This is a genomic window from Bradyrhizobium genomosp. III, assembly GCF_000261705.1.
Taxonomy (GTDB): domain Bacteria; phylum Pseudomonadota; class Alphaproteobacteria; order Rhizobiales; family Xanthobacteraceae; genus Bradyrhizobium; species Bradyrhizobium ottawaense.
In genome coordinates this window covers 1-11,813 of record NZ_AJQF01000471.1, presented here as the reverse complement: position 1 = coordinate 11,813, position 11,813 = coordinate 1, and the positions used below count along the sequence as shown (strand labels likewise).

General features: G+C 63.8%; 10 protein-coding genes. 3 read left to right on the top strand and 7 right to left on the bottom strand.

Features of this window, described 5'->3' with window-relative positions; genetic code table 11:
• The 3 genes from IC66_RS0137160 to IC66_RS0137150 all read left to right on the top strand — a co-directional run.
• Nucleotides 1-875 (top strand): ATP-binding cassette domain-containing protein (locus IC66_RS0137160; protein ID WP_038950986.1); only part of this gene is annotated, 875 nt, incomplete at its 5' end.
• Between the two features lie 262 nt (nucleotides 876-1,137).
• Nucleotides 1,138-1,563, top strand: coding sequence for an Hsp20 family protein (locus IC66_RS0137155; protein WP_028139463.1), 426 nt, complete (start codon nucleotides 1,138-1,140; stop codon nucleotides 1,561-1,563).
• Between the two features lie 50 nt (nucleotides 1,564-1,613).
• Nucleotides 1,614-1,886, top strand: a complete 273-nt coding sequence (locus tag IC66_RS0137150; protein ID WP_007598581.1) for a DUF1150 family protein — start codon at nucleotides 1,614-1,616, stop codon at nucleotides 1,884-1,886.
• A gap of 199 nt (nucleotides 1,887-2,085) precedes the next feature.
• Here IC66_RS0137150 and IC66_RS0137145 read toward each other — a convergent pair whose 3' ends face one another.
• The 7 genes from IC66_RS0137145 to lptB all read right to left on the bottom strand — a co-directional run.
• Nucleotides 2,086-3,108: a glycoside hydrolase family 5 protein gene (locus IC66_RS0137145; RefSeq protein ID WP_038950985.1), complete on the bottom strand. Its 1,023-nt coding sequence runs from the start codon at nucleotides 3,106-3,108 to the stop codon at nucleotides 2,086-2,088.
• 13 nt (nucleotides 3,109-3,121) lie between these two features.
• A complete protein-coding gene (locus IC66_RS0137140) occupies nucleotides 3,122-4,417 on the bottom strand; it encodes an O-antigen ligase family protein (RefSeq protein WP_038950984.1) in 1,296 nt (431 codons plus the stop codon).
• A gap of 33 nt (nucleotides 4,418-4,450) precedes the next feature.
• Nucleotides 4,451-7,540 (bottom strand): autotransporter outer membrane beta-barrel domain-containing protein, encoded by a 3,090-nt coding sequence (locus IC66_RS0137135; protein ID WP_049806728.1) that lies wholly within the window; start codon nucleotides 7,538-7,540, stop codon nucleotides 4,451-4,453.
• 319 nt (nucleotides 7,541-7,859) lie between these two features.
• Nucleotides 7,860-8,321: a PTS IIA-like nitrogen regulatory protein PtsN gene (ptsN, locus tag IC66_RS0137130; protein WP_014438750.1), complete on the bottom strand. Its 462-nt coding sequence runs from the start codon at nucleotides 8,319-8,321 to the stop codon at nucleotides 7,860-7,862.
• 232 nt (nucleotides 8,322-8,553) lie between these two features.
• Entirely contained in the window at nucleotides 8,554-9,180 is a 627-nt protein-coding gene (gene hpf / locus IC66_RS0137125; RefSeq protein WP_028139460.1) for a ribosome hibernation-promoting factor, HPF/YfiA family, read from the bottom strand.
• Between the two features lie 201 nt (nucleotides 9,181-9,381).
• Nucleotides 9,382-11,013, bottom strand: coding sequence for an RNA polymerase factor sigma-54 (gene rpoN, locus IC66_RS0137120; protein WP_038950982.1), 1,632 nt, complete (start codon nucleotides 11,011-11,013; stop codon nucleotides 9,382-9,384).
• 90 nt (nucleotides 11,014-11,103) lie between these two features.
• Nucleotides 11,104-11,813 (bottom strand): LPS export ABC transporter ATP-binding protein (gene lptB, locus IC66_RS0137115; protein ID WP_038950981.1); only part of this gene is annotated, 710 nt, incomplete at its 5' end.

The following is an 11,813-nucleotide window of genomic DNA, read 5'->3' as shown; positions in this document are numbered from 1 at the left end:
ACCCCGCCGATCGCGACATCGCGATGGTGTTCCAGAACTACGCGCTCTATCCGCATATGAGCGTCTACAACAACATGGCCTACGGCCTGCGCAACCGTGGGATGAAGGAAGCCGAGATCAAGTCCCGCGTCGACGAAGCCGCACGCGTGCTCGAGCTCACGCCGATGCTGGAGCGCAAGCCGCGTCAGCTCTCCGGCGGCCAGCGTCAGCGCGTCGCCATGGGCCGCGCCATCGTGCGCCAGCCGAAGGTGTTTCTGTTCGACGAGCCGCTGTCGAACCTCGATGCGAAACTCCGCATCGCGATGCGCGTCGAGATCCGCAAATTGCAGCGCCGGCTCAACACGACGTCGATCTACGTCACCCACGACCAGCTCGAAGCCATGACGCTCGCCGACGTCCTTGTTGTGATGAACGGCGGCCAGGTCGAGCAGGTCGGCAATCCGCTTGCGATCTACGAGAAGCCGGCAACCACCTTCGTCGCCTCCTTCATCGGCGCGCCGCCGATGAATTTGATGTCGACGCGCCCGGAGGAGATCAGGTCGCAGCTTGCGGGCAGCGCGGCGGCCGACGCCGGCATTCTCGGCATCCGCCCGGAAGACTTCGTCATCACCGACCAGACCCCGGGCGGCGGCGTCGCTTTGCCGCTGACGGTGGAGGCGATCGAGCGCGTCGGCGCCGAAACCTTCGTCTACGGCTCGCGCGAGCAGGAAGAGCAGCGTGTCGCCGCCACGCCGGGCGAGCTGCCGCCCGGCGAGATCATCGTCCGCATTCCCGGAACCGAGGCTCCCGCCATCGGCGCGAAAATCCGCGTCGCGGCGCTGCGGGCGAAGCTGCATTTGTTCAGCGGCGACGGGCGGACGCGGCTGGAGGCCTGATCGGTTCCGAAAGGCCGGACAACACAAAACGCGAAAACAACCCCATGCACAGTACAAGGGGGTCTGTTTTTGTTGAGATAAATGGCCCGCCTGATGTCGTCATGCGCGGGCTTGTCCCGGGCATGACGACAGGAAATGGCCAATCCACAGCTTCCCGGCTACCTGCTTGAACCAACACGGGAACATGCCCATATTGCTGATCAAGGGGCGCCTCTCAGGGCCCTGATGCACCAAAGTCGCTTCTGCGAGGACTTTGTAAACTATGTCTCGTGTTCCCACGTTATCCAGTCCGTTCCTTCTGGGCTTCGACGAGATTGAGCGCGTGCTCGATCGCGTCGTCAAAGGTGCCGACGGCTATCCTCCCTACAATATCGAGAGGTGTGGCGGCGCGGACGGCCAGCCCGAGCGCTTACGTATCACGCTGGCGGTCGCCGGATTCACGCGCGACCAACTCGATGTAACCATTGAGGAAAACCAGCTCGTGATCCGCGGGCGGCAGCAGGACGACAAGACCCGGCAATACATCCATCGCGGCATCGCCGCGCGCCACTTCCAGCGCACCTTCGTGCTGGCGGAGGGGATGCTGGTGCTGGGTGCGGATCTGAAGAACGGGTTGTTGTCGATCGATCTGGCCCGGCCTGAACCGGAGAGGATCGTTAAGACAATCGCTATCAATGAGCACGAATAATGGAACGAGTAGCGGACTCGACCGCTTAGTGTTCCAGAGGAGTCGAGACCATGAGTGAAGGTCACGTTGCGTTCGAATACGAAGCCAAGAATGTCTCGCCCGAGACGCTGGCAACCCTTGGCGAAGGCCATATCGCCTATGTGAAGCAGATCCGCTCCGAGGATGTGCCGGGCCTGTTTCCCGAGGCGCCGAAAATCGCGCCGGGCCTCAAGCTCTTTGCGCTCCACGCCGCCGACGGCACGCCGATCATGCTGACCGACAGCCGGGAAGCTGCGATCGCCAATGCCTGGAGCAACGAGCTGCAAGCCGTCAGCGTGCACTGAGCGCACGTCGCACGAATAGAGTTTCCAGCGGGCATGCCTTCTTGCGAAGGCGTGCCCGTTTTCATTTTGACACGATGACGCTCCCACATTGTCATTGCGAGGAGCCCGCGACAAATTGCAAAGCAATTTTGCGCTGGTGCGACGAAGCAATGACGGTGAGGCCGCAGCGGGCTCAACTCTCGAATCCCGAACACGCGCTTCAACGCACCGCCGGGATCAGCGCCGGCAGGACGTCCGGCTTCCAGGTTTGACGCGCGCTGTCGAAGGCCGCGAAATCATGGTCAAACTGCCAATAGGCCCATGCCCAACCAAGCCGATCCGCACTTCGCGCCACGAACGACAGATATCGCGTCCGGGCATCCGTCGGAGCGCGCTCGTACACGCCGAACTCGCCGAGATAGATCGGGCGCTTTTCTTTTTCGGACCAGCTACGAATCTTTTCGAAGTCGGCGAGGGCCTTCCGTTCATCCTCCGGGGTGCCCCAATTGAGTGGCCCGAGCCGCGAAAACGTTGGGGACCACGGTGCACCCTGATGCGTGAAGCGTATCGGCGCGTAATAGTGAAACGTGACGATGAGGTTTCTGTCACCTGATGGCAGGGCCAGCTCCTCGACCGGCATGTCATCGACGTTGAGAACGGCAGCAATGACCGTCCGCCCTGGGTTGCTGGTGCGGATGATGCCGAGACACTCGTTCAGAAGGGCGTTCCAACTGGCCGACGTCATCTGCCCGCCGGGCTCATTGAGGACCTCGAAGACAAGCTTCGGATATTTTCCGGCATAGCGCTCGGCGATTTGCGTCCAGAATGCCTTCAGCTTCTCGGCGCATGCGGACACGTCGCGCTGGCAGGTATCCGTATCGTGCTCGTCGAGAATGGGGATGAGCTTCCGGGCGAGCACCTCCTCGATCACGGCATCAAGCCGCCTCAAGACGATTTCATCCAGCAGATTCCCTTCGCCCATGAACTTGAAGCCGAAGAAATTGATCCGAACGTGCGAGAACCCGGCCTTTCGGATGGCCGTGAGGTTGTCCAGACGAAATGGCGCGTTCCGGCCTCCCTCCCAGATGCCGTCGTAGCCGAGGATGTTGATGCCGCGCCCCAACTCTCCTGGGGCGCGCGCGGTGCCCTGTTTGGCTGCGTCGGCCCGAGAGCAGATCGCGAGCATGGCTATCGCCAAGGTGAGACCGAAGGTCACCGACCAGCGGGCGCAGATGGCATTCATGCTGCTTTCTCCATCATGGCAGCAGGGATTGCTGCGGCACCGGCCTGCACACCGCGAACAAGAACGCGACGAGAAGCACCGACGTGAACATCGTCGAGCGGAGGAACATCGTCTCCGTGAAGTTCGATTGAAAGCTCAGGACGACAAATCCGATGATGAGAGCGCAATGGGAGCGATCGATCGACCGGGTGGCGATCAAGTACAGGACCTTTTCCGAAAACAGATAGACGCTCGCGACGAACAGCAAATATCCCAGAAACCCCGTTTCGATCAGCACCGCGATGTAACCGCTATGATAATTATCGAGCACCCAGCCATGGTTCTGGTTGAAATAGTCGTAAATCGAAGGGCGCGTCCAGAATCCGTTGATGCCAAAGCCCAGCAGGGGCGCGTCGTTGAAATGGCCGATGGCGTACTGCCAAATGAAAGTCCGCTCGGTCAAGTCGACGGTCGATTCACCGCCGAGATGAAAGGAATCGTACCCCGTCAGATAGAAATACAGGAACAGCAGGGCGGCCAGGATGCACATGATGAATGGCAGCACCGCATAGATTCTCATGCAGCGGATCGACCACATCGAGGTCACCAGCAGTCCACACGCGGCGACGGCGACGGCGCCGGCACCACGGGATTCCGAGGCGATGACGCAGGTCGATGCCAGGAGAAACGTTGCGAGAAAAGCGATCCATCCCTGCCGCGTCATCTTCTGATAGCAGGCAAAGAACATCAGATATGCACTGATGAAGCCGAGCGTCTGCTTCGATTCGTAGATTCCTTGCCACTGGCCATTGTGCATCCAGCTCTGGTCGACGCCGATCTCGGGCACGAAGATGGCACACAAGGCCGAGGCGGCGACCAGAATGAAGAACCCGAGTGCCGTCGATCCGACGATCTCGTCCACGTCGATACGGATAATGAGGCAGTACGCGCCGAAAGTCGTTATCACGAGAGCCGCACTCTTCATGATCGCTGCAGCGGCGAGGCTGGTCCAGAGAACCGACATGGCGGCAAGGGCGTAGAATGCCACCAGCGCGATGAGGTCAGGATTGGGCTGCACGCGCAGGCAAGGACGCACGAAGGCACTGGCGTAGATCAGGATGACCCACATCAGGAGCGCGAGAGCCTGTTGCAGATAGCTCCACTCTGCAGGCAGCAGCGCAGGGTGGAAGACGCCCATCGAGGCGACCACGTTGACGGTGATCGAGCCGCGGATCACGGTTCTGGCAAGCTTCTCGACGCCAGGGCTGGGCGCCTTCCAGATTGCGCTTTCGTGTCCCTCGGAATCTGACGCGGTGCGCAGGCTGGTCATGAGCTGACCACCCCGGCCTGCCCGGCGCAGGCTTCACCACCCATATCGCACGACGCCCTTTCCGGCATAGCTGCGCGTGACGCTCGAGAACTCGCCCTCGAATGTCGCTGCCGCGGACCAGCCGTTCAGCCATGTCTTCTCCGCCGAGGCGGTGACGAGCGCGGCGTCGGCGGCTTGTGCTGCGCCGTTGACCACGAAGCTCGAGCCGGGCAGCGCCTGGAAGGTCGCGCCGATCGAACGGTCGGGATTGAAATTGTGTGCCCAGGCGAGGCGGCCGCGCAGCGTGGCGATGCCGTCGGCCATGGCGAAGGACTTGTCGCTGCGCAGGCCGAATTCGCTGCGGCCGGCGGTGGCGGCGTCCGAAGCGTAGCTGAGAGCGAACGTGTCATTGCCGGTGACCGCCCGCTCGGTATAGGCCGGCAGGTCGAACCTCGTGAACTGGGCCGCCGCATAGGGCGAGATGCCGACACCGCCGATCCACGGCGCCACGAAGCGATAGCCGCCTTCGATCCGAGCGGAATAGGCGTTGGCCTTGAAACGGGCCTGGAGATGATCCGCACCGGCGATGGTGACGGTGCGATCGGTGGTGACGTCCTGCCAGCCATAGGCCAGAGCGCCCGTGACATAGGCGGCGCCGGCATTGTGCCGCACGAAGGCGCCGGCCTGGAACAGGTCGGAGCGGCCGGTGCCGCCATTCGTCACCGAGAAGCTGGTGCCGCCGCCGGCGAGCGCAAAGCCGGCCACGGTATTTGGCGAGAGCCAATAATCCGCACCGGCGACCGCGCCGGCGATCCGGCTGGTGGCGGTGCCGGAGCCGAGCGCCGCGTTCCCGTCGGTGGTCTGCGAGCCACCGAAGCCCGCAGCCCACACGCTCCAGCGGGACTCGAAGGTCTGCGCAGGCGGCGCTTTGCGAGAGATCGCGGCGTAGGCGTCGCGCCGGTCGCGGTTAAGCTTGCGGCCGCCGGCATAAGCCAGCACGTCACCATCGTCGGCTGCGTATCCCGTCGCGCCAGCCGCCGGCGGAGGATTGCTGCGCCCGGCTAGGAAGGGATCGGTCAGCGTGCCCATGAACTGGTTCATGGCGTTGAAGGTCGTCTGCTGCGCGCCGGTCGCAGTCTCGCCCGAGGCTTGCGTCAGGGCGCCCATCAAGGGCGTGCCGGCCAACGCAAACAGCGGGTTGAAGCCCCCCGGCAGCGCCGCGCCTGATATCAGCGGAGCGTCGATCCCCGCCGCCACGTTCCGCACATTGACGCTAGCATTGGCGGGCAGCGTATACGACAGCAGCCCGGGATCGAGCGTCAGCAGCACGTCGTTGCCGGCGTAGCTCAGCCGCGCATTGCGCGCGAAGCTGTTTGCGGTCAGGAAATCCACACCCGTGAAACTGCCGTTCAAATTGCCCGCGCTCGCGATCGTGTAGGTCGTCGTCGTCGCAAGGCGCGCGGTCGGATCCACGACCACCTTGCCGCCGAGGCTCGCCGTGCCCGTGACGTCGAGCCGGTCGGCAACGTGACCGGCAACGTCCACATCCACGACGAACGTACCGTTCGCGCCCTGGGCGAAATCGCCGGTCAGCATCGTGGTGCCGACCGTGCCGACGCCAAGCGGCGCCAACATGCCGGCGTTGCTCAGCAGATTGCCGGCGCCAAGGTCCACCGTCGCACCGCTGTCAAACACGCTGCCGGCGAGATTGTTGAAGGCATTGCTGCCGCCGCCGAGCGCGACATTGCCGATGACGATGCCGGAATTGTTCACGGTGTCGTTGCCGGTGGTTGCCAGCACGGTATTGAGCCCGCCGGCGACCTTCGCCGTCGCGCCGATGGTGACGGTGTTGGTTGCGCCGCCGTCCAGCCGGATGCCCGTCAGCGCGCCGGACAAGACGCCTCCGCTGACCGTGACCTCGAGATTACCGCCCCCGCTCGCGTTGATGGCGTTGCCTGAGGCCGACGAGACAGTGCCGATGCTGGTCACCGTGACATCGCCGGGCGCAGAGGCGTGAATGCCATCGGCAAATGCGCTGACAGTCCCGCGGCTGATGAGGGAGGCGAAGCCGCCGTGCGATTGAACGCGAATTCCTTCGCCTGCGGTGGAGACAATGTCGCCGGTGCTATCCACCGTCGCGAAGTATCCGGGCACGTTCGACATGAGCGCGAAGATGCCATAGTCGGTCGCGCTGATGTTTCCCCGGCTGGTGACCCCGACTGCAGCTTGCCCGACGATGTACATGCCGGAGCCGTGGCTCGCGGCGATGTTGCCGACGCTGTTTACCCCGACACCCATTCCGGTCGCGGCGATGCCCGTATCGCGGCCAGTGAGGTCGCCGCGGCTGGTGACGCTGATGCTGTCCCCCGCCGCTATGAACAGTGCGTTGCGTCCAGCCGAGATGTTGCCGTTATTCACGACCGTCGCGGAGGCACTCGAGTTGTCGATGTAGATTCCGTCGAGTGTCACGGCCATGTCGCCGCGTTGCGAGACAACGATGTCGCCGAAGACGGAATATGCAGCGATCCCAACGGCACCTGTGATGTTTCCCGTGCTGCTGACGGTGACTCCGAAGTCGGCGGCGGCCAGAATTCCGCTGGCAGCGGCGTTGACACTTACCGTGGCAGCGCGTGTTTCGGCGAACACCCCGTAGGTCGTCCTGGACGTGATGTCACCCGTGTGCGCGACAACGATGTTGCCGTTGCTTCCTCCAGGCCCTTGGTATCGCGCGTGAATGCCGTCGCTATACGCGTCGATCGTGCCGCTACTGGTGATCCTTATGTCGGTGGTACCGAAGAAACCGCCGGTCGTGGTGACGTAGATACCGGCGCCGCCGGCCGAGCTGATGTTGCCTGCGTGATTGATCGTCACGTCGCCGTCGGTCGAGGCGGAGACTGCGTCGGTGATGCCTGTCGCCCTGATCGTCCGCAGCGAGAGATCCCTGTTGATCGTAATGCTGCCACCGCCGCGATGGTAGGAAATGGCGGCGACGCCTGAAGCCGGCGCGATGTCGGTCGTCAGCGCATTGACGTTGAGCGTGCCGACCGCGGCCTGATCGAAATCGGCGGCACCGATTCCAGCCGATTGATCGCCGCTGCAGGTGGCCGCGCCTCCGACCGTCGTGCAGCTGGCAGGCCCGGCCAACGCCGATCCCGGTTGGGCCAGCCAGGATGCACAGCTTGCCACAGTGGCGAGCAGCGCCAGGCGCAAGCCGCTGCTCGCATCGGGCCGTTCTCCCGCCGCCGCGCCACGACGCAACGGCGCGCTTCCATTCCGTATCACGTCTGCTCAGTCCCATTGGTCTCGAGCGACTCTTAGCGGACCTTGACGCCGCCCGATGTGCCGTGCGTCTCAAACGGGAAGATTTTGATACCGTCTACCTTGGCTATCCAACGGTGCGCATGCCACGACGCTGCCAACGCCGTGCGATCTGGAAGGCCACACAGAGCAGGGGAAAGCGACGTCAGGCCGCCGTTGCCGGCGGCAGCGCCAGCACGGAATAGATCGCCTGGGCATCGCGCGAAGCGCGCAGCTTCTTGGCGATGTCCTGGTCGCGCAGCAGGCGGGCGATGCGGGCGAGCGCCTTGAGATGATCGGCGCCGGCGCCTTCGGGGGCGAGCAGCAGGAAGACGAGATCGACCGGCTGGCCGTCCATCGCCTCGAAATCGATCGGGCGGTCGAGGCGTGCGAACAGGCCAAAAATCTTTTCGAGCTTGGGCAGCTTGCCGTGCGGAATGGCAACGCCATAGCCGACCGCGGTGGTGCCGAGCTTCTCCCGCTGCAGCAGCACCTCGAACACGGAGCGTTCGTTCTGCCCGGTCAGCTCGGCGGCCCTGGCCGCGAGCTCCTGCAGGGCCTGCTTCTTGCTGTTGACCTTCAATGCCGGGAGAATCGCCTCGGGTGCGACCAGATCGGTAATCGGCATGGAGGGTTTCCGAGGTGAATTAAACCGTCAGGTTCCGAATTGGCCGGCTTGGAGAGAAACCACGCCGGGCCGGCGTCAAGAAGGTCAAGCAGGAGGAGGACTTAGCCCAAATCCCGTTAAGTCCTGATGTGGGGCGCTTCTACTCCAACGCAATCCCGGTGCCAACTCCCGCGTGCGGCTTTGCCCCGGTCATTGTTAAGGCCTGCGGATAATACGGGGCCGGGTTTCTTGCCTATCCCCCGGCCCTGCTGTTCCCCTTGCCATCCGCGCCGGCATCCGTTTTGGCTCCGGGCGGGTCGATCCAGCCCACATTGCCGTCGGCCCGGCGGTAAATGATGTTCACCCGGCCGCTGGAGCCATGCTGAAAGACCAGGCAGGGAGCCCCGCTCAGGTCGAGTTCCATGACGGCCTCACTGACCGACAGCGGCTTCAGCGAGGTGGTGGCCTCGGCGATGATGACGGGGCTGTAGCCGGTGACCTCGTCCTCGCCCTCCGGGGCCTCGAGCACGTAGCTGGTGGCATCGAGCGCAGCCATCGCTTCGGAGGCGACATGGGCCTTGCGGGCGGAGCGGTCCTTGAGCCGGTTCTTGTAGCGGCGCAGCCGCTTCTCGATCATCAGCAGCGCCTGATCGGCGCTGGCATAGGCATCCGGCGCGTTCGAATCGGCCTCCAGCGTGATTCCGGAATCCAGGTGCAGGGCGCAATCGGTGCGGAAGCCGAAGCCGTCCTTGCTGAGCGTGATGTGGCCGGAATAATTGCCGTCGAAATATTTGCGCAGCACCTCGTCGGTGCGGTCGGAAACGCGGCCGCGCAGGGCCTCGCCGACGCTGATGCTCTTTCCCGAGATTCTGAGAGTCATGTGATGCCTCGCTTGGTTCACGTGCTCGCGGTGCGATGCCACGTCATCGCACCTCTGGAATATTGCCTGCGCATGATCTCGCCGCAAACGCCTTTGGCGCTTGTCGGGAAGCAAAACCGCTGGACACTTTTCCGGATCATGCGCGTGCTTGGATCCGTCTCGACGGGAGGTCGAGAGTAGCGCGATTTCGCGCCAGCGCAATCAGGCCGGTTCGGTGTTGCGGGAACGATCGGACAAGGCGGTAGAGAGGACGTTACCAAGAGCGCTCTGCTTGTCGCGGCGACGTTGCACCGAGGAAGGAATGCGCATGGCTTCGCGGTACTTCGCGACCGTGCGGCGGGCAATATCAATGCCCGAGGCGCGCAAGCGTTCCACGATGGTGTCGTCCGACAGGATCGCCGCGGGCTCCTCCGAATCGATCAGCTGCTTGATGTGGTGGCGCACGGCTTCGGCGGAGTGCGCCTCGCCGCCGTCGGCCGAGGCGATCGAGGCGGTGAAGAAATATTTCAGCTCAAATGTGCCGCGATTTGTCGCCATGTACTTGTTGGCGGTGACGCGCGACACCGTGGATTCATGCATCTGGATGGCGTCGGCGACGGCCTTTAGATTCAGCGGCCGCAAATGCGCGACGCCATGGGTGAAGAAGCCGTCCTGCTGGCGCACGATCTCGGTTGCAACTTTCAGGATGGTGCGGGCGCGCTGGTCGAGCGCGCGCACCAGCCAGGTCGCGTTCTGGAGCGCGTCGGTGAAATAGGACTTGTCGCCGTCCTTGCCGATCTTCTTCGACAGCTCGGAATAGTAGGTCTGGTTGACCAGCACGCGCGGCAAGGTGTCGCTGTTGAGCTCGACATGCCAGCCGCCGTCGGGACCCGGGCGGACATAGACGTCGGGCACCATGGTCTGCAGACGCGCCGAGCCGAACTTCATGCCGGGCTTGGGATTGAGGCGGCGGATCTCGCCGATCATGTCGGCGATGTCCTCGTCGTCGACGCCGCAGATCTTGCGCAGGGCCACGATGTCGCGCTTGGCCAGGAGATCGAGATGCTCGACCAGGGCCTGCATCGCGGGGTCGTAGCGGTCGAGTTCGCGGAGCTGGATCGCCAGGCATTCGCTCAAATTGCGCGCACAGACCCCGGGCGGATCGAATTTTTGCAGCACGGCAAGAACGCCCTCGACGTCGGCTTGCGTCGCGCCAAGGCGCTCGGCGGCCTGGCCGAGATCGCCCGGCAGATAGCCGGCCTCGTCGACGAGGTCGATCAAATACTGGCCGATCATGCGCTGGGCAGGTGCGGTGAAGGCCACCGAGAGCTGCTCGGCCAGATGGTCGCCGAGTGTGGTTTCCGCGGCGACGAAGGCTTCGAGATTGTAGTCCTCGTCGCCGGAGGCACCGCCGCCCCATTCCGTATAGGTGGTCGGCGCTGCATCCTGGGCGTTGCGCGCTGCGGCCTCGGCCGGCTCCTCGGAGAAGACGTTGTCCAGGCCCGTATCCAGGGTCTGCTCGATCTCGGCGCGGGTGCCGAGATCCTTGCTCATCCATTCTTCCTGGCCGGGCTCGAAGGCCTCGCCGCTGCCGCCAAAGCCATCGTCGCCCTGACCGTCACCCTGGCCGCCGGACTCCTCGCCATCGCTGTACTGGCCGGCCTCGGCCGGGGCCTCGCCCGCGGGGGCCTCGTCATTGGCCCGTTCCAGCAGGGGGTTACGCTCGAGCTCCTCTTCCACGAAGGTCGTGAGATCGAGATTGGACAATTGCAGCAGCTTGATCGCCTGCATCAACTGCGGCGTCATGACCAGCGACTGCGATTGCCGGAACTCTAATCTCTGCGTGAGCGCCATGAAGCAAGAACCGTTCCCAAAAATTGGTCCGATTTTTGCTTATCCTAGTCCGGGCCCGATGTACACGTCTTGACGAAACCCAAAAACGGGCTAGAGGCGGAATTCCTCGCCAAGGTAAAGGCGGCGCACGTCCGGATCGGCGACGATCTCATCCGGGCTCCCCTCGGTCAAGATTTCACCGGCATAGACGATGTAGGCGCGATCGGTGAGGCCGAGCGTCTCACGGACATTGTGGTCGGTGATGAGCACGCCGATGCCGCGATTGGTGAGATGGCGGACGAGGTCCTGGATGTCGCCGACCGCGATCGGGTCGATGCCGGCGAAGGGCTCGTCGAGCAGCATGTAGTTCGGCCGCGTCGCCAGCGCACGCGCGATCTCGACGCGGCGCCGCTCGCCGCCGGACAGCGCGATCGACGGCGATTTGCGCAGCCGCGTGATGTTGAATTCGTCGAGCAGGGAATCGAGCTGCTGCTCGCGCTTCTTGCGCGAGGGCTCCACCACTTCGAGCACGGCGCGGATGTTCTGCTCGACGGTGAGGCCGCGGAAGATCGAGGCTTCCTGCGGCAGATAGCCGATGCCGAGCCGCGCGCGCTGATACATCGGGAGCTTGGTGACGTCGTGGCCGTCGAGCTCGATGGCACCGCGATCGGCCTTGATCAGGCCGGTGATCATGTAGAACACGGTGGTCTTGCCGGCGCCGTTCGGACCGAGCAGGCCGACCGCCTCGCCGCGGCGCACATAGATGCTGACGCCGCGCACCACCTGGCGGCTGCCGAAGGCCTTTTCCACGCTATGCACAG

Coding starts and splice junctions, on each gene's coding strand:
- IC66_RS0137155 (WP_028139463.1), top strand. CDS start 1,138: ATGTCTCGTGTTCCCACGTTATCCAGTCCGTTCCTTCTGGGCTTCGAC.
- IC66_RS0137150 (WP_007598581.1), top strand. CDS start 1,614: ATGAGTGAAGGTCACGTTGCGTTCGAATACGAAGCCAAGAATGTCTCG.
- IC66_RS0137145 (WP_038950985.1), bottom strand. CDS start 3,108: ATGAATGCCATCTGCGCCCGCTGGTCGGTGACCTTCGGTCTCACCTTG.
- IC66_RS0137140 (WP_038950984.1), bottom strand. CDS start 4,417: ATGACCAGCCTGCGCACCGCGTCAGATTCCGAGGGACACGAAAGCGCA.
- ptsN (WP_014438750.1), bottom strand. CDS start 8,321: ATGCCGATTACCGATCTGGTCGCACCCGAGGCGATTCTCCCGGCATTG.
- hpf (WP_028139460.1), bottom strand. CDS start 9,180: ATGACTCTCAGAATCTCGGGAAAGAGCATCAGCGTCGGCGAGGCCCTG.
- rpoN (WP_038950982.1), bottom strand. CDS start 11,013: ATGGCGCTCACGCAGAGATTAGAGTTCCGGCAATCGCAGTCGCTGGTC.